At 72.0% G+C, this 17,272-nt stretch carries 17 protein-coding genes and 2 tRNA genes; 11 read left to right on the top strand and 8 right to left on the bottom strand.

Annotated elements, in window-relative coordinates:
- Positions 1-123: 123 nt before the first annotated feature.
- The 3 genes from dusB to AOM02_RS08250 all read left to right on the top strand — a co-directional run bounded on the left by dusB (position 124) and on the right by AOM02_RS08250 (position 3,309).
- The gene (gene dusB / locus AOM02_RS08240; RefSeq protein ID WP_082104981.1) at positions 124-1,287 is read left to right on the top strand and encodes a tRNA dihydrouridine synthase DusB; all 1,164 of its coding nucleotides are present in this window, start codon (positions 124-126) and stop codon (positions 1,285-1,287) included.
- Between the two features lie 125 nt (positions 1,288-1,412).
- Positions 1,413-1,988, top strand: coding sequence for a dihydrofolate reductase family protein (locus AOM02_RS08245; protein WP_062298684.1), 576 nt, complete (start codon positions 1,413-1,415; stop codon positions 1,986-1,988).
- Between the two features lie 49 nt (positions 1,989-2,037).
- Complete coding sequence (locus AOM02_RS08250) at positions 2,038-3,309, top strand: deoxyguanosinetriphosphate triphosphohydrolase (RefSeq protein WP_062298685.1); 1,272 nt, start codon at positions 2,038-2,040, stop codon at positions 3,307-3,309.
- Position 3,310: 1 nt separating this feature from the next.
- On the opposite strand, the gene AOM02_RS08255 is transcribed toward AOM02_RS08250, so the two are convergent.
- Genes AOM02_RS08255 through AOM02_RS08270 form a run of 4 tightly spaced genes read right to left on the bottom strand, consistent with a single transcriptional unit; the run spans position 3,311 to position 5,596 of the window.
- Positions 3,311-4,309, bottom strand: a complete 999-nt coding sequence (locus tag AOM02_RS08255; RefSeq protein WP_082104982.1) for a DUF368 domain-containing protein — start codon at positions 4,307-4,309, stop codon at positions 3,311-3,313.
- Positions 4,306-4,722 carry a hypothetical protein gene (locus AOM02_RS08260; RefSeq protein ID WP_062298686.1) on the bottom strand — a complete coding sequence of 139 codons (417 nt, stop codon included), beginning with the start codon at positions 4,720-4,722 and terminating at the stop codon, positions 4,306-4,308. The genes AOM02_RS08255 and AOM02_RS08260 overlap by 4 nt, the downstream gene beginning before the upstream one ends.
- Positions 4,719-5,141: a hypothetical protein gene (locus AOM02_RS08265; protein ID WP_062298687.1), complete on the bottom strand. Its 423-nt coding sequence runs from the start codon at positions 5,139-5,141 to the stop codon at positions 4,719-4,721. Before AOM02_RS08265 ends, AOM02_RS08260 begins: the two co-directional genes overlap by 4 nt.
- Complete coding sequence (locus AOM02_RS08270) at positions 5,141-5,596, bottom strand: DUF6941 family protein (protein WP_156156153.1); 456 nt, start codon at positions 5,594-5,596, stop codon at positions 5,141-5,143. Before AOM02_RS08270 ends, AOM02_RS08265 begins: the two co-directional genes overlap by 1 nt.
- A 114-nt stretch (positions 5,597-5,710) precedes the next feature.
- Here AOM02_RS08270 and dnaG point away from each other — a divergent pair, with 114 nt between their 5' ends.
- The 7 genes from dnaG (at position 5,711) to AOM02_RS08305 (ending at position 12,447) form a co-directional block, all read left to right on the top strand.
- Positions 5,711-7,672, top strand: coding sequence for a DNA primase (gene dnaG / locus AOM02_RS08275; protein ID WP_062298689.1), 1,962 nt, complete (start codon positions 5,711-5,713; stop codon positions 7,670-7,672).
- A gap of 176 nt (positions 7,673-7,848) precedes the next feature.
- On the top strand, positions 7,849-8,874 hold the full coding sequence (gene phnD, locus AOM02_RS08280) for a phosphate/phosphite/phosphonate ABC transporter substrate-binding protein (protein ID WP_169746615.1): 1,026 nt from the start codon (positions 7,849-7,851) through the stop codon (positions 8,872-8,874).
- An 83-nt stretch (positions 8,875-8,957) separates the two neighbouring features.
- Positions 8,958-9,728, top strand: a complete 771-nt coding sequence (gene phnC / locus AOM02_RS08285) for a phosphonate ABC transporter ATP-binding protein (RefSeq protein ID WP_062298690.1) — start codon at positions 8,958-8,960, stop codon at positions 9,726-9,728.
- Positions 9,725-10,528 carry a phosphonate ABC transporter, permease protein PhnE gene (gene phnE / locus AOM02_RS14300; RefSeq protein ID WP_062298691.1) on the top strand — a complete coding sequence of 268 codons (804 nt, stop codon included), beginning with the start codon at positions 9,725-9,727 and terminating at the stop codon, positions 10,526-10,528. Before phnC ends, phnE (AOM02_RS14300) begins: the two co-directional genes overlap by 4 nt.
- The gene (phnE, locus tag AOM02_RS14305) at positions 10,525-11,409 is read left to right on the top strand and encodes a phosphonate ABC transporter, permease protein PhnE (RefSeq protein ID WP_062298692.1); all 885 of its coding nucleotides are present in this window, start codon (positions 10,525-10,527) and stop codon (positions 11,407-11,409) included. Before phnE (AOM02_RS14300) ends, phnE (AOM02_RS14305) begins: the two co-directional genes overlap by 4 nt.
- Positions 11,410-11,508: 99 nt before the next feature.
- The gene (locus tag AOM02_RS08300) at positions 11,509-11,934 is read left to right on the top strand and encodes a VOC family protein (RefSeq protein ID WP_062298693.1); all 426 of its coding nucleotides are present in this window, start codon (positions 11,509-11,511) and stop codon (positions 11,932-11,934) included.
- A 72-nt stretch (positions 11,935-12,006) separates the two neighbouring features.
- Entirely contained in the window at positions 12,007-12,447 is a 441-nt protein-coding gene (locus tag AOM02_RS08305; RefSeq protein WP_062298694.1) for a hypothetical protein, read from the top strand.
- A gap of 71 nt (positions 12,448-12,518) precedes the next feature.
- Here AOM02_RS08305 and AOM02_RS08310 read toward each other — a convergent pair.
- Positions 12,519-12,594 (bottom strand) — tRNA-Asn (locus AOM02_RS08310).
- A 77-nt stretch (positions 12,595-12,671) separates the two neighbouring features.
- Positions 12,672-12,866 (bottom strand): CsbD family protein, encoded by a 195-nt coding sequence (locus AOM02_RS08315; RefSeq protein WP_369344588.1) that lies wholly within the window; start codon positions 12,864-12,866, stop codon positions 12,672-12,674.
- Positions 12,867-13,042: 176 nt separating this feature from the next.
- Between AOM02_RS08315 and AOM02_RS08320 the strand changes: the two genes are divergently transcribed.
- Positions 13,043-13,116 (top strand) — tRNA-Ile (locus AOM02_RS08320).
- A 6-nt stretch (positions 13,117-13,122) separates the two neighbouring features.
- Here AOM02_RS08320 and AOM02_RS08325 read toward each other — a convergent pair.
- Together AOM02_RS08325 and AOM02_RS08330 are read right to left on the bottom strand one after the other, a co-directional pair.
- The gene (locus AOM02_RS08325; RefSeq protein WP_062298696.1) at positions 13,123-15,585 is read right to left on the bottom strand and encodes a lysylphosphatidylglycerol synthase transmembrane domain-containing protein; all 2,463 of its coding nucleotides are present in this window, start codon (positions 15,583-15,585) and stop codon (positions 13,123-13,125) included.
- 43 nt (positions 15,586-15,628) lie between these two features.
- On the bottom strand, positions 15,629-17,254 hold the full coding sequence (locus AOM02_RS08330; RefSeq protein WP_062298697.1) for an MDR family MFS transporter: 1,626 nt from the start codon (positions 17,252-17,254) through the stop codon (positions 15,629-15,631).
- Positions 17,255-17,272: the final 18 nt, after the last annotated feature.

Here is a 17,272-nt window from a genome sequence, read left to right on the forward strand (position 1 = left end):
GATCTGCGTGTCCCCATGTGTCAGCGCGGTGCGGGGCGCGGCGAGGGGCGGGGCGCGGCGAGGGGCGCGACGAAGCGGAGAGACCCGCAGACCGCCCCCACCACGCCTGAGACAATGGAGCCCATGACCACGACCACCCGCCTCCTCCCGCCGCTGCGCATCGGCCCCCTCGAGGTCGACACCCCGGTGGTGCTCGCGCCCATGGCGGGCGTCACGAACGCCGCCTTCCGCCGCCTGTGCCGCGAGCACGGCGGCGGGCTCTACGTGGCCGAGATGGTGACGTCGCGCGCGCTCGTCGAGCGCACCCCCGAGTCGCTGCGCATCATCGCGCACGACCCCGACGAGAAGCCCCGCTCGGTCCAGGTCTACGGCGTCGACCCCGCGACCATCGCCGCCGCGGTGAGGATTATCGCCGAGGAGGACCGCGCCGACCACATCGACATGAACTTCGGCTGCCCCGTGCCCAAGGTCACCCGCCGCGGCGGGGGAGCGGTGCTGCCGTGGAAGCGCGACCTGTTCAAGGAGATCGTGCGCGCCGCCGTCCGCGAGGCCTCGAAGTTCGACATCCCCGTCACGGTGAAGATGCGCAAGGGCGTCGACGACGACCACCTCACGTACCTCGACGCGGGCCGCACCGCCGAGAAGGAGGGCGCCGCGGCCGTCGCGCTCCACGCCCGGACCGCCGCCGAGTACTACTCGGGCAACGCCGACTGGGAGGCGATCGCCCGACTCAAGGAGACCGTGAAGAGCGTCCCGGTGCTCGGCAACGGCGACATCTGGCAGGCCGAGGACGCGCTGCGCATGGTCGAGCAGACCGGCTGCGACGGCGTCGTGGTCGGCCGCGGCTGCATGGGCCGGCCGTGGCTGTTCGCCGACCTGCAGGCGGCCTTCGAGGGGCGCGAGGACCGCGTCCGCCCGGGCCTGCGCATGGTCGCGGACACCATCTACCGTCACGGCGAGCTCATGGTCGCGCACTTCGACGACGACGAGGACAAGGGCATGCGCGAGCTGCGCAAGCACATGTCCTGGTACCTCAAGGGCTACCCGGTGGGCGGCGAGGTGCGCCGCTCGCTCGGCCTCATCTCGACCCTTGCGGAGCTCCGCCAGATCCTCGACACGCTCGACCTCGAGGCCGGCTACCCCGGCGAGGAGGCCGAGGGCCCCCGCGGCCGCCAGGGCTCGCCGCGCGTGCCGTCGTGCCCCGAGGGCTGGCTCGACACGCAGGACATCACCCCCGACCTCGAGAAGCGCCTGCGGGAGGCCGAGCTCAGCGTCTCCGGCGGCTGACCCGGGGACGATGTGCGGGCCCCGTCAGCGCACGCGCCCGTCCCGGCCGGCACCACCGCCCGAACCCCGCACGGTGTGACAAATCGCACCCGGCAAAACCCCCATACCTGCATTAACGTGGCGACATGAGCAGGGTGCGTGCCTACCTCGCGATGTCGCTCGACGGCTTCGTCGCGGGTCCCCGAGACGACCTGGACTGGCTCGAGCCGCGCGCGGAGGGCGCGCCTCCGATCGCCGACGAGCCCTGGCGGGACTCGGACGACGATGCGCTGCACTTCGGCGACTTCCTCGACCGGATCGGCTGCATCGTGATGGGCCGGCGCACGTTCGACATCGCGACGCGCTTCCCGGACTGGCCCTACCGCGACCTGCCCATGCTGGTGCCGACGCACCGCCCCCTCGAGACCGAGCACAAGACCGTCCGGCCCGCCCGCGGCGACATCGCCACGGTGATCGAGAAGGCGAAGGGCCTCGCGGGACGCAAGGACGTGTACGTCGACGGCGCCACGCTCGTGCGCGACGCCCTGGAGGCGCGCGTGCTCGACGAGCTCGTCGTCACCGTCGTGCCCACCGTCCTCGGCAAGGGCGTGTCGCTGTTCGGCGGCCTGCCCCGTCCCGCCGAGCTCACCGCGGAGCACGTGGTCCGCTTCGGCGACGGCTTCGTGCAGATCCACCTCGCGTGCCCCACCGAGGCGCGCTGAGGGCGCGGACCCTCCCGGACCACCGCATCGTGCCCGGTAGAGTCGGAATGTGAGCGTCCCACCCGAGGGCTACGGCGCAGCGGACGTCCAGCGCTACGTCCAGGAGCCGCCCAAGCAGGCCCAGCGCACCCCGTTCGAGCGCGACCGCGCGCGCATCGTGCACTCAAGCGCCCTGCGCCGCCTGGGCGCCAAGACGCAGATCCTCGGCGCCGGCACCGGCGACTTCGTCCGTACGCGCCTCACCCACACGCTCGAGGTGGCGCAGGTGGGCCGCAGCCTGGGCAAGGTGCTCGGCTGCGACCCCGACGTCGTGGACGCGGCCTGCCTCGCGCACGACCTGGGCCACCCGCCGTTCGGCCACAACGGCGAGCGCGCGCTCGACGAGGTGTCGCGGGACATCGGCGGCTTCGAGGGCAACGCGCAGACCCTGCGCATCCTCGCGCGGCTCGAGACGAAGACGTACGACCCCGAGACGGGTCAGAGCGTGGGCCTCAACCTCACGCGCGCGGTGCTGGACGCGAGCGTCAAGTACCCCTGGACCGAGGACGCGACGCCCACGCGTCCCGACGGCACGCCCACGCGCAAGTTCGGCGTCTACGACGACGACCTCCCGGTGTTCCGGTGGCTGCGCGAGGGCGCCCCCGACCGGGCCCAGAGCTTCGAGGCGCAGGTGATGGACCTCGCCGACGACATCGCGTACTCGGTGCACGACGTCGAGGACTCGGTGGTCCACCACACGGTCTCGCTCGGGGTGCTGCGCGACCCGGCCCGCGCCCGCGAGATCGCCGATCACGCGCGCGTCTGGTACGGCCGCGGCGAGCCCGACGCGCTCATGGCCGCGCTCGACCGGCTGCGCGCCGAGCCGTGGTGGATGGACGAGTACGACGGCTCCCACCGCGCGCTCGCGACGCTCAAGGACATGACCAGCCAGCTGATCGGCCGCATCGTGGGGACGGTCGCGGAGGCCACGCGCGCCGAGTACGGCGACGGCCCGCTCACCCGCCACCACGCGCGGCTCGTGATCCCGGCGGAGCTCTCCGACGAGATCCTCATGCTCAAGGGCATCGCGGTGCACTTCCTCATGGCGCCCCGCGAGAAGAAGGCCGCGTACCGGCAGCAGCGCGAGCGCATCGCCTCCCTGGTGGGCGCGCTCGTCGAGCTGGGGGACGAGGCGCTGGAGCCGCACTTCGCGGTGATGCACCGCGAGGCGGCGGACGATGCGGCGCGCAAGCGGGTGGTGATCGACCAGGTGGCGTCGCTCACCGACAAGTCGGCGTACGACTGGCACCACCGCTACGTGGCGCGGCGGCGGAACGGCTGACTCAGCCCTCGACGGGCTCCACGGCCACCACGGCCTCGCGGCGGGCGAGCATGCGGTGCTCGGCCACGAGGATCGCGATCACGACGGCGGCGCCGGCGAGCGCGGCGAGCAGCGGCGCGACGATGGGCTCCGTGGGCGCGATCCGCATGCCGTCCGCGTCCTGCCACGGCCACAGCGCGACGAGCGAGCCCGCCATGATGCCGGTGAGCACCACGAGCGTGACGCGGCGGCGGTGCTCGAGCAGCCACTGCAGCAGCTTGACGATGGTGACGAGGCCGATCGCGAGGCCGATCGCGAACGTCGCGAGGTAGCCGAGGTCGCGGTCGTTGAGCGCGGCGATGGTGGGCTCGTACAGGCCCAGCGTGAGCAGCAGGAACGAGCCCGACAGGCCGGGCAGCACCAGCGCGGACACGGCGAGCGCGCCGGCGGGGATGAGCACGTACCACTCGGGGGACAGGTTGCCCGCGGGCAGCGACACCACGATGCCCACCGCGACCGCGGCGACCGCCGCGAGCAGCCACTCGCGCATCGTCCACGGGACCGCGGGGGAGCGGGGCTCGGCGCGGTGGGAGTGGCGGAACGGGACCGCCAGCGACGCGAGGACGAGGCCCAGGAACAGGCCGCGCATCGTCTCCGGGTGGTCCTCGAGCAGGCCCTCCATCACGTGCGCCATGGTGAGCAGCGCGACCACCATGCCGACGCCGATCGGGAGCACGACGCCCCACGCGACGCGGCCGAGCTGGGCCCGCGCCTCGGCGAGGCCGCGCCCGCGCAGGCCGTCCGTGACGGCGTGGCGGATCCCGGCGATGAGGTGGCCGGCGGAGGTCAGCAGGGTCTCGTAGACGCCCGTCATGAGCGCGACGGTGCCGCCGCTCACGCCGGGAACGGTCTCCGCGGTGCCGATCATGGCACCGCGCACCACGTCGAGCGCGACCAGCAGGGGGGTGCGGCGCTTCTGCGGGGCGCCCGCCTCGACCGGCGAGATCTCGGGGGTGGTCATGAGGTTCCCTCCTGCGCGGGGGCGGGCCCCGCATCGTTCGCCCGCGCGCGGCGCTCCCTCAGGAGCAGCGCGAGCGCGATGGCCGGCAGCAGCAGCGGGACCCAGCCGTATGCCGAGCCGTAGCCGGTCCACACGGTCTCGTCCGGCCACCACGACGCCTCGACGTAGCCCAGCGTGCCCACGGTCAGGACGCCGGCGAGCTCGATCGCCGTGCCGACGAGCGCGACGCCCGCCCAGTGCCGCCACAGCGCGATCGCGATGACGAGGTAGAGCACCGCGGACACGCCGGACACCAGGTACGGCACGGGTGCCTCGGACAGCTTGGTCGCGATCTGGTAGCTCGACCGGCCGAGCGCGGCGAGCGCGAGCACCGCGTACGCGACGATCAGCGCGATGCGCGCGACGGGGTTCATGCCGCGCCCTGCAGGATCACGAGGACGCGCCACGCCACGACCGCGAGGGCCACCGCCACGATCACCGCCGCGGCGGCGTCGACGCGCGTCACCTGCACCGCGGTGAGCACCGGCCGGTGCGGGTCCGGGTCCGCCGCGGCTGCCTCCGGGGTGCCGAGCCGCCCGATGCCGAGCAGCGCGAGCAGCGCCACCGAGGCGATCACGTAGCCGAGCGTGAGGATCAGGTCCACGTCCGTGCCGGTGAACAGCAGGAACGCGACCGTCACCGTGTGCGCGGCGACGATCACGTACGTCACGGGCACGAGCACCCGGAGCGCACGATGCGCGGGCGCCCACACGAGCGTGGCGATTCCGGCGAGCGCGAGCAGCGCGGACACGACGAGCACGAGGGGGTGGATCACCCCCGTGTACAGCTCCACTAGGCCTGCTGCGCCGCCTGCTGGACGCGCATGGGGAGACGGGTCATCTCCTCACCGTCGACGCTGATCACCCACGAGAACAGGCGCGGCTTGTCGAAGCGCAGCCCGTCGATGGTGAACGCGAAGCTCGCGACCTGCTCGTCCCCGTCCACGAGGTGCGGCGGGCGGCCCACGGTGAACTCGCCGCCCATCGCGCGGATGGGGGTGGGCTTGCCGTCGGCGTCCGGGCGGATGCCGATCGGGTACTCCACGCCGTCCTCGGTGAGGAGCTTGAGCTCGAAGTTGTGCGTGCGGTTCGTCTCGGTGAAGGGGACGTGCACGATGGCGCCCACGGAGAGGCGGCGGTGCACGGCCGGGAAGCCGCGCACGAAGATGATGTTCCACCCCGCGCCCAGCGCGTAGATCTTGTTCTGCACGACCTCAGCCGAGTCGGCGAGGAATGCGTCCACTCTCACAGCAGCCAGTCCTTTCATGGGGTGCGGCTCAAGCCTAGCGCCACTCGGTGCCGCGCCAGGGCGCGAGCGGGGACGATGCGCGGGGAGCGGGCCGGTCCCGAGTACTCTGTGCCCGTGGCGGGCACGATCAACAGGGACGACATCGCGGCGGTCCGCGAGCGCGCGCCCATCGAGGAGATCATCGGCCAGCACGTCTCGCTGAAGTCCGCGGGCGTCGGCTCGCTCAAGGGCCTGTGCCCCTTCCACGACGAGCGTTCCCCCTCGTTCCATGTGCGTCCGGCCGCCGGCCGCTGGCACTGCTTCGGCTGCGGCGAGGGCGGCGACGTCATCGAGTTCGTCATGCGCATGGACGGCCTGCCGTTCGCCGAGGCGGTCGAGTACCTCGCCGAGCGCGCGGGCGTGACGCTCCGCTACGAGGCCGGCGGGCGCCGCGGCACCGAGTCCGGGGCGAGCATGCGCCGCCGCCTGCTCGAGGCCCACCGGGTGGCCGCCGAGTTCTTCGTCGAGCAGCTCGACAGCCCCGAGGCGCGCATCGCCCGTGACTTCCTGCGCGAGCGCGGCTTCGACCGTGCGGCGGCCGAGCACTTCGGCTGCGGCTACGCGCCGCAGGGCTGGTCGCACCTCACGGACCACCTGCGCAAGAAGGGCTTCACCGAGCCCGAGCTCAAGGCGTCGGGGCTGGTCTCCGAGGGCCAGCGCGGCGTCTACGACCGCTTCCGCGGCCGGCTCGTGTGGCCCATCCGCGAGGTGACGGGCGACGTGATCGGCTTCGGAGCGCGCCGCCTGCACGAGGACGACCAGGGCCCCAAGTACCTCAACACCCCCGAGACGCAGATCTACAAGAAGAGCCACGTCCTGTACGGCCTCGACCTCGCCAAGGGCGCGATCCGGTCCGAGCGCACGACCGTGGTCGTCGAGGGCTACACCGACGTCATGGCCTGCCACCTCGCGGGCATCACCAACGCCGTCGCGACCTGCGGCACGGCCTTCGGCGAGGACCACGTCAAGGTGGTGCGCCGCCTCATGGGCGACACCGGGCAGACCCAGCTCAAGGTCGGCTCCACCGGCGCGAAGGTCGTCTTCACGTTCGACGGCGACGAGGCGGGCCAGAACGCCGCGCTCAAGTCCTTCGCGCTCGACCAGCAGTTCCTCGCGCAGACGTTCGTCGCGGTGGACCCCGAGGGCATGGACCCGTGCGACATCCGTCAGCGCGACGGGGACGACGCGGTGCGCCGCCTCATGGAGCGCCGGGTGCCGCTGTTCGAGTTCGTCATCAAGGCCTCGCTCGCGGCGCACGACCTCGAGACCCCCGAGGGCCGCGTCGCCGCGCTGCGGACGGCCGCGCCCATCGTCGGCCAGATCCGCGACCGCGCCCTGCGCCCCGAGTACGCGCGCCGCCTCGCCGGCTGGCTGGGCATGGAGCCCGCCGACGTGCTCCGCACGGTGTCCCGGGCGGGGGAGCGGACCCCGCCCGCGCAGGGCCAGGCGGGCGCGCCCGCCGGACGCCCCGCGGCGGCCCAGCCCGCGCATCGTCCCGACGACGGCCCGCCGCCCATGGACCCCGAGACCGGCCAGATCATGACCGTGACCGCGACGCGCCCCAACCCCCGCGACCCGGTGGTGCGGGCGGAGGCGCTGTCGCTCGGCGTGCTGCTGCAGGGCAAGGCGGAGATCGCGCAGGACGCGATGGCGCTCGGGATCGTCGCGGAGCTCGCGCGCGACTCGTTCACGGCGCCGCAGTACGGGCAGATCTTCGACGCGATCGTCGCCGCGGGCGGGCCGAGTGCGGCGGTCGCCGACTGGGTCGGTGCCGTCGAGGAGCAGGCGGGTCCCGACCTCGCGCCGCTCGTGTCGCAGCTCGCGGTCAGCCCGCTGCCGCACGACAAGCCGGCCGAGCTGGGCCACTACGCGCGCTCGGTGCTCGCGCGCCTGCTCGACCTCGCGATCACCCGCCGCACGGCCGACCTTCGCGGTCGCATGCAGCGCGCCGGCGCGGGCACGGACGCCGCGCAGGAGGCCTTCGCGGAGATCATCCGGCTCGAGGGACGCCGCCGCCAGCTGCGCGAGGTGGAGTAGCCCCTCCGAGGTCACGGGACGGCAAAGCCCGTGTGAACTGAGAGTTACCAGGCCGAAAACTCTTGTCGACACGTGCATGATTGCTGTGCGCGCATGGTTAGCGTGGAGCGAGGCCGCGTCCACGCGGCCGGGCCGCGACCATCCGCGGCGTCCCCATCACCACGGAAGGTGTCACAGTGAGGAATCGTCTGTTCGCCCCCGCCGCTGCCGCGGCAGGCCTCGCGTTCGCGCTCGCGGGCTGCTCCAGCGACGGGACCGGCTCGGAGTCGTCGCCCGACGCCACCGACACCGCGGCGGCCGCCGCGGAGCTGCCCGAGTCGCTGACCCTCGCGCTCGTCCCCTCGGACGACGTCGAGCAGATCACGACGGACGGCGAGGCCCTCGCCGCGGCGCTGTCGGACGAGCTCGGCATCGACGTCGAGGTGTTCGTGCCGGACAGCTACAACGCGGTCGTCGTGGCGCTCCAGACGGGTCAGGCGGACATCGGCTTCCTCGGCCCGATCGCCATGTGGCAGGCGCAGCAGGAGGCGGGCGCGGAGATCGTCCTGCAGGCGGTCCGCTACGGCGCGAGCGACTACGTGGGCCAGTGGTTCACCAACGACCCCGGCACGTACTGCCTCGACGACGTCACCACCGAGGCGGACGACGAGGGCATCAACTACTCGTACTGCAACGGCGCCACCGGCTACGAGGGCCCGCAGGGCGAGGACGCGCTCGCGCTCGTCCCCGAGGACGCCTCGATCGCGTGGACCGACGCGACCTCAGCCTCCGGCTACTACTTCCCGGCCATCCAGCTCGCGGAGATCCTCGGCATCGACGACGCCGCGTCGGCGTTCCCGAACGGCTTCTTCGCCGGCGGCCACTCGCAGACGGTCCAGGCGGTCTACGACGGCGAGGCCACCATCGGCCTGTCGTACAACGACGCGCGCTCGAACCTCGCGGAGGAGTTCTCCGACGTGGGCGAGAAGGTCGTCGTGTTCGCGTACACGAAGAACATCCCGAACGACGGCGTGGTGCTCTCGGGCGACCTCGACGCCTCGATCCAGGAGACGCTGACCCAGGCGCTGCTCGACCTCGCCGGCACCGAGGAGGGCCTCGCCGCCCTCGACGCGGTGTACGACATCGAGGGTCTCGAGCCCGCCGACCTCGCCGCGTTCGAGGACTTCGTGGGCCCGACCTACGACACCTTCGGCGGCGAGTGAGCGCGTAGGTCTCGTACGGAACATCGCGCCGGCGGCCGGCCTCGTGGCTGGCCGCCGGCGCCTCCCTTTGATAGGCATCTCTCATGATCGAGCTCAACGGCGTCACGGTCCGGTACCCCAACGGAGTGGTCGGCCTCGACGACGTCTCCCTCACCATCCCCGACGGCGAGTTCGTCGTCGTCGTGGGGCTCTCCGGGGCGGGCAAGTCGACGCTGATCCGCACCATCAACGGCCTCGTGCCCATCACCGAGGGCAGCCTCACGGTCGACGGCGTCGAGATGGCCGGGGCGTCCCAGCGCACGATGCGCGACGTGCGCTCCGGCATCGGCATGATCTTCCAATCGTTCAACCTGGTGAAGCGCACGTCCGTGATGAACAACGTGATGATGGGCCAGATGCACGCGATCCCCGCGTACCGGTCCCTCGTCGGCGCCTGGACCGCCGACGAGAAGGAGCGGGCGTTCCAGTCGCTCGAGCGCGTCGGCATCGTCGAGAAGGCGTGGACCCGCGCGTCGCAGCTGTCGGGCGGCCAGCAGCAGCGCGTCGCGATCGCCCGCGCGCTCGCGCAGGACCCCAAGGTCATGCTCGCCGACGAGCCTGTCGCGTCTCTCGACCCGCCCACCGCGCAGATGGTGATGAAGGACCTCCAGCGCATCAACCGCGAGCTCGGCATCACCACCATCGTGAACCTGCACTTCCTCGACCTCGCGCGCCAGTTCGGCGACCGGGTCATCGGCATGCGCGGCGGCAAGATGGTCTTCGACGGCACCGGCGCGCAGGCGGACGATGCGGTGTTCGAGGACATCTACGGCCGTTCCCTCACCGCGGACGACGTGCTGCCGGGACAGGCATGACGGTCGCCGCGACCCCGGCGGCGCCCGCGCGCCCCCGCAAGCCCCGCCCCAGCCGCGTCCTCATCCTGGGGCTGGCCGCGGTGGCGGCCATCACCGTGTGGGCCGGCTGGGAGATCGACTTCACGCTGGGCCCGCTGTTCGAGAACTTCTCCAACGGCTGGGTGGTGGTCGAGCAGTTCCTGCACCCCAACTGGTCGTACCTGGGCAACGCCTGGACGGCGTGGCTCGAGACCATCTCGATCGCGATCGTCGCGAGCTTCTTCGGCGTCGCCGTCGGCCTCGTCTTCGCGTACATGGCCTCGCGGGTGACCAACCGGTCCACGCCGCTGTACCGGGCCACCAAGTGGTTCCTCGCGGTGCTGCGCTCGTTGCCCGACGTCGCGTACGTGCTGATCTTCGTGGCGCTCGTGGGCGTGGGCTCCCTCGCCGGCATCCTCGCGCTGTTCATCTTCAACATCGGCATCGCGGCGAAGCTGACGGCCGAGACCATCGACGCCGTCGATCAGGGCCCGCTGGAGGCCGCCGACGCGTCCGGTGCGGGCACGTTCGCGCGCGCCCGGTGGGCGGTGCAGCCGCAGATCCTGCCCAACTTCCTGTCCTACGCGCTGTACATCTTCGAGCTCAACATCCGCTCGTCGGTGGTCATCGGGTACGCGGGCGGCGGCGGCATCGGGCAGCTCATCCAGGTCCAGTTCGCCCGCTTCAACTTCGAGAACGTGTCGGCGATCGTCATCAGCATGTTCGTGGTGGTGCTGCTCATCGACCAGCTCTCCCAGCACCTGCGCAGGAGGCTCGTGTGAGCGCCGCGTCCACCGCGTCCGAGACGCGCACCGTCCGCCCCGAGGAGCCCGGCAAGGCCCGCGCGACCATCGGCGCCATCGTCCTGGTGGCCCTCGTGCTCGCGGGCGGCTACCTGTCGAACGCCGACTGGGGCAAGCTGCCCGACATGTTCACCGAGGGCGGGAAGTACTTCGTCCTCATGCTCAAGGGCGTCGTGCAGAACCCGTTCTCCGAGCCCTACAGCGAGTATTGGACCACCGCGCTGGGCGGCATGCTCGAGTCGATCTCGATGGCGTGGATCGGCACCATGATCGGCGCGGTGCTGTCCATCCCCATGGGCTTCCTCGCGGCGCGCAACGTGTCGCATCCGGTCGTGGTCCAGGTCACCCGCGTGATCCTCAACGCGATCCGCACGCTGCCCGAGCTGGTCTTCGCGATCATCCTGCTGCTGCCGATCTTCGGCTTCGGGCCCAACGCGGGCGCGCTGGCGCTCGGCGTCGGCGCGGTCGGCACGCTCGGCAAGCTGACCGCCGAGGCGCTCGAGGGCATCGACCCGGGACCCGTCGAGGCCGCTCGCGCGGCCGGCGCGCCGGGCAGCGCGATCCTGCGCTGGACCTACTGGTCGCAGGTGCTGCCCGAGGTGCTCGCATTCTGGCTGTACCGCTTCGAGATCAACATCCGCGCGTCGGCGATCTTGGGCATCATCGGCGCCGGCGGCATCGGCTCGGTCCTGTCGCAGGCCTTCCGCTACCGCGAATGGGACTTCATCGGGATCCTGCTGTGCGTCATCATCGTGGTGACCGTGCTCGTCGACGCCGTCTCCGGCGCGGTGCGCCACCGCATCATCGCGGGCTCGGGCGTCTCCGAGGCCAAGGTGGAGCAGGACGGCGCGACGCTGTAGGTCTGGGCGCGTGCGCCTGCGGTGGGACGATGCGCGGCCCGCCGCGCCGTTGTCCGCGGCCGCGCGTACCGTGTCGGTGGGAGAGCAGGGGAGGCCGTGATGGGTGGTCCGCGGGTGTCGTACGTGACGCTGGGCGTCACGGACCTCGAGCGTTCGCGCGCGTTCTACGAGTCGTGGGGCTGGAGCCCGGCGCAGGTCGACGAGGGGATCGTCTTCTACCAGGCCAACGGGGTCGTGGTGGCGCTCTTCGGGCTCGCCGCGCTCGCGGCGGACCAGGGGAGGCCGGACGCGGACCTCGGCGTGGGCGGGATGACGCTCGCGCAGAACTATCCGACCGAGGCCGAGGTCGACGCGGTCTTCGAGGCCGCGCTCAAGGCCGGTGCGACCCCGCTCAAGACGCCCGAGAAGGTGTTCTGGGGCGGCTACAGCGGCTACGTCGCGGATCCCGACGGCCACGTGTGGGAGCTCGCGATGAACCCCTTCTCGCCGCCGGGGGCGGACGGCTCGGTGGTGCTCGGCGGCTGACGCCGCCCGCGCATCGTCCGCGCGCGAACCCGATCTGTTGCGCCTGCGCGTACCGCTGGTAGCGTCCGAAGGGTGGACGCGGACCGCGCGGTGGAGGAGCGGGCGCGACGCAGGGTCGCCGCGCTCGACAACGTCGACGTGCCCTCGGTGAGGGACCTGCGCGACTTCGAGGTGCAGGTGCTCGTGCGGCGCGGCCGCCGCGTCGTCCGCCGCGTGATGCGCGAGGCCGGCCTGCTGCGGCCGTGGTGGGAGCGGTCGCCGCTGCTCGTGCTCGTCGTGCCGCTCACCCTCGCCTACGCGGCTGTGTTCGCGGACGCGATGGTGCTGTTCATCGGCGGGGTGCTGCTGGCCTGGGGGCTGGCGGCCGAGCCGCGGGTCAACCGTGCGGAGCGGCGCGAGCTCACGCGCCTGCTGCGGATCTACCGCAACGCGGTCGCGAACGCGCTCGACGCGCGCGCCGACGAGCGGGCGAGGCGCGAGCAGGGACCCGGATCGTACGGGCTGAGCACGTAGGGGAGAGGGTGCGAGGCGCCCGCCGGGGCCGGGAAAGCAGAAGGCCCGGTCCTCGATGAGGACCGGGCCGGTGGCTCCCCCGACTGGACTCGAACCAGTAACCTGCCGATTAACAGTCGGCTGCTCTGCCAATTGAGCTACGGAGGATCGCGCTCGAATACTGTACCGGATCCCGGAGGGGTCCGGTGACCACTTCGAGGCGCGAACCCCCGCGGCGGTGGTCGTCAGTCGTCGTCGGTGGCGTCGTTGAACTTCGAGGCGACGGCGTCCTTCGCGTCCTCGACCTTGTCCTTGGCGCCGGCCTTGAGCTGGTCGATCTTGCCCTCGGCCTCGAGCTGCTCGTCGCCGGTCGCCTTGCCGGCGCCCTCCTTGGCCTTGCCCTTGAGGTCCTCGGCGGCGTTGCTCGCACGGTCGCTCATGCTCATGACTCCTCCACTTCGAATCGTCACTGACCGCGGTCGCGGTCACCCTTGATACAAGGTGAACAGTTGGCGAGGCATTCCCCGGCGCGCTCCGGCGCCGGGCTCGGAAGGGTGACGCGCGCTCGCCCACCGTGCGCCTCGCTAGACTGTCGGGCGGCCTCCTCGGGGGCCACGGGCCAGTAGCTCAGCCGGTTAGAGCAGTGGACTCATAATCCATCGGTCGCGGGTTCGAGCCCCGCCTGGCCCACCGCACCTAGAGCTCGCCTCTGCGCTCCAGGTACCTCATGGCGACGTACCCGATCGGGATCGGCAGCCAGTACGTGACGAGGCGGTACACGAGCGTCACGGACACCGCGATGCCCCACGGCACGCCCGCGCCTGCGAGGCCCGAGGTGAGCGCGAACTCGACGGCGCCGAGGCCGCCGGGCGTAGGAACGGCGGAGCCGACGGCGCTCGCGACGAAGTACAGGACGGCCGCGTCGATGAGCGCCATGTCCTGACCGAACGCGGCCAGCGCCGACCGGAACGCGCCGATGTAGGCGACCGCGAGCAGCAGGCTCCCGGACAGGCCCAGCGCGAGTCGCCACGGCTGCCCGACGATCTGCCTGAGGCGGGGCCACGTCTGGCGCACCGTGGGCACGATGCGCCGATGCGCCCACGCGCGGACCCACGGGATGAGGAGCAGCGCCGCGACGACGAGCACGACCACGCCGATGGCGATGAGGACCGCGGTCGACGGCAGCGCGACGAGCGCACCGCGCGATCCCGACGCGACGGTGAGGACGATGAGCCCGAGCACGGTGACGACGCCCGCGCTCACCTGCATGAGGGCGCCGGTGGCCACCGCGAGCGGTGGGGCCACCTTGCGCTTGGTGAGGAGGCGCACGTTGAGCGCCACCGGCCCCACGCCCGCCGGCACGGCGAGGGAGATGTACGCCGTCGCGAACTGCGCGGTGAGGATCCGGATGAACGGGATCCGGACGGGGCTGAACGCGAAGAGGGCGAGAGCGGCGCCCACGTAGGTGAGCATCGAGAACACGAACGCGGCGGCCATCCACCACGGGTTCGCCTGCCCGACCGCGTCGATGAAGTCCTGGGTGTTGAAGCCCGCGAGGATCACGGTGGCGGCGACGAGGCCGAGCACGATCGTGATGACCGTCCGCCACCCGAAGCGCGTCACGTCCTCTCGCGCGACCTCGGCGTCGGGCGAGCGGGCGAGGATCGCCGCGCGCACCGACTCCAGCACCTTCGCCTCCCTGCGCGCCTTGAGCGCCGCCCGCGTGGCCGGCGGCAGCACGATGCCCTGCAGCAGCGGCGCGGCCTGCTCGACGGGCCGCGCGCCCAGCGCGCGGAACGCCGAGTCGACCGCACGTTGGGGCCCGACCCGCACGGCGATCATCGCGAGCGCCTGGGCGACGTCGGCCCGCTGCGCGAACGTGCTGGTGGCGACCTCGCCCAGCTCCCAGGAGGTCAGCCACACCGGGGGCGCGTCGGGCTCGCCGTCGACGCCCACCAGCACAGTGTCGCCGCAGATCAGGCGGTGGGAGATGCCGGCACGGTGCATCGTCGCGACCTCGGCCCAGATGGCGTCGAGCAGCGCATCGTCGACCTCCTCGGCCGGGACGTCGCCGAACGGCCGCGCCGCGGGCGGGCGCTGGTAGACGAGCAGCATCGTGTCGCGGATCTGGCTCATGCCGAGCACGCGTCCGGTGCGCACGCCGCCGACGCGCGCCGCATGTGAGACGAGCGCGGTCGCCTCGGAGCTCTGGCGCAGCGATACCTCGGGCCGAGCGTGGATGCCGCGCAGCCGCAGCGAGGCCCACAGCTTGGAGACGGAGCCCGCGGCCTGCTGGTCGCCGTCGCGCGCGACCACGAGCAGCCGATGCTGACCCGCGGTGGTCATCGCGTAGACCCGTCCTTGGCGGGTGCGTGACAGCGCGGCGGTCGCCTCGTCGAGCTCCGGGTCCTCGTCGTCGCTCTCGAGGTCGGCGCGCACGAGCGAGATCGGCTCGAAGCCCGCCCGACGGATCCCCTCGACCAGGGTGTCCCCGTACGCGCGGTCGGCCGTCGACCCCACCCAGTAGCGCAGCCCGAGCCCGGCGGCACGCCCGAACAGCACGGTCAGCAGGATCGACGGGATGGTGATCGCGCCGAAGGCCGCCGCGATCGCGAGGCCGAGCCACAGCACGTTCCACGACAGCGACAGGGTGCGGCGGGTGGGCCGCCGTCCGGCCGCGGTGAGCAGCGCGGAGATCGCCGCGACGTAGGCCGGCAGCTGGAGGGTCTGCGCGCCGCGTGGGGTGAGGCTCGCCAGGAGCTCGTCGGTGCCGAGTTCCAGCAGGAGGAACGCGCCGATCAGCGTGACGATCACGCCGAGGATCGCGGCGCCGAGGGCCTCGAGGATGCGGCGCGGCTCGCGGCGCACGAGCATGTCGGTGAGGACGACGGCGGGGATGATCACCGCGAGGATCGCGGTGAAGAGGTTGACGGGCGCGATGAGCAGCCGCCGCAGCGTGGGCGAGATCGACGCGATGTCCTGCGTGATCCCCCTCGTGGTGCCGATCGCGAACTCGGCGATGAGCAGCACCGCGATGATGCCGAGCACCGTCAGCAGCAGCCGGATGATGTCGGTGAGGCGCCGCACCCGCGTCTCGGGCTCGTCGACGATGCGTACCCGCGACGGTTCCTCGTGCGTCGGGGACGCATCCGCCACCATGGGGCGAGTCTATGGCGGCGGTCGTCGCGGTGACCGGGTGCGGCTACGTCCGCGCGGGCTCCTCGCCCTCCTCCACCGCATCGTCCTCATGCCGCTCCAGGTAGGCGGCCGAGGCGCCGTCGACCTCGTACGACTCGGGGACCGCGTCCTCGCTGACCGAGGTGCGCAGCGGCACCTCCTTGACGAAGAGCAGCAGCACCAGCGCGACGAGCGTGAGCGGCACGATCGACAGGAACACCGGCGTGAGCGCGTCGTTGTACGAGCCGATGATGATGTCCTGCGCGGCCTGGGGGAGCGTGCCCACGATCTCGGGCGTGATGCTGTTGGCGCCCTCGATGCCGCCCGCCGCGACGTCCGGCGGGATCCGCTCGGTGAGCAGGTCGATGAGGTTGTTGGTGAAGATCGAGCCCACCACGGCGGCGCCGAGCGACGCGCCGATCTGCCGGAAGAAGTTGTTCGCCGCGGTGGCGGTGCCGACCATCGTGATGGGGAACGTGTTCTGCACGATCAGCACGAGCGTCTGCATCATCATGCCGAGCCCCAGGCCGAACACCGCGACGTACAGGCAGGTCAGCCACAGCCCGTGGTCGGGCGTCATCGTCGACAGCAGGACCAGCCCCACGGTCACGATCGCGGCGCCGACGATCGGGTAGATCTTGTACCGCCCGGTCCGCGACACGGTGTTGCCCACGATGATCGAGGTGGGCAGCATCGCGCCCATCATCGGGATCATCAGCAGCCCTGCCTCGGTGGCGCCCACCTGGCCGACCATCTGGAGGTAGGTGGGCATGTACGCGAGCGTGCCGAACATCGCCACGCCGATCATGAGGCCTGCGGCGGTGGTGAGGTTGAAGTTGCGTCGCCCGAACAGCAGGAGCGGCATCACCGGCTCCTTCGCGCGCCGCTCGACCAGCACGAACACGACGCCCGCGACCACCGTGAGGACGATCAGGCCGATGATCAGGGGATCGGTCCACTCGTAGTGGCCGCCTCCCCACGAGGTGAACAGCACCAGGGACGATGCGGCGATCGCCAGCAGCACCATGCCCGCGACGTCCAGGGTGGGGCGCCCGCGGTCCTGGGGGTTGGGGTGCAGGAAGAACATCACGGAGACGATCGCGACCGCCCCGAGCGGCACGTTGATCCACAGGCACCACTGCCAGCCCGGCCCGTCGGTGAACCATCCGCCCAGCAGCGGCCCGATCACCGAGGACACCGCGAACGCCGCGCCCATGAGCCCCATGTACTTGGCGCGCTCACGCGCGGGCACGATGTCCGCGATCACCGCCTGCGACAGGATCATGAGCCCGCCGCCGCCGAGGCCCTGGATCGCGCGACCCAGGATGAGCTCGGGCATCGCGGTCGCCAGCGCGCCCACGACCGATCCGACGATGAACACCGCGATCGCCCCGATGAACAGCGACTTGCGGCCGATGAGGTCGCCCAGCTTGCCGTACACCGGCATCATGATCGTCGCCGCGAGGATGTACGCGGTCGTCACCCACAGCATGTGGTCCACGCCGTCGAGCTCGCCGACGATCGTCGGCAGGGCGGTGGAGAAGATCGTCTGGTCGAGAGCCGAGAGGAGCATGGCGGTCATCAGGCCGACCATGACGAGCAGGATCTCCCTGCGACCGGCCGCGCGGGCCTCACCGTGTGCGGGCGTCATACCTGCCATCCTGCGGGT

This window comes from Demequina maris, assembly GCF_000971155.1.
Taxonomy (GTDB): domain Bacteria; phylum Actinomycetota; class Actinomycetes; order Actinomycetales; family Demequinaceae; genus Demequina; species Demequina maris.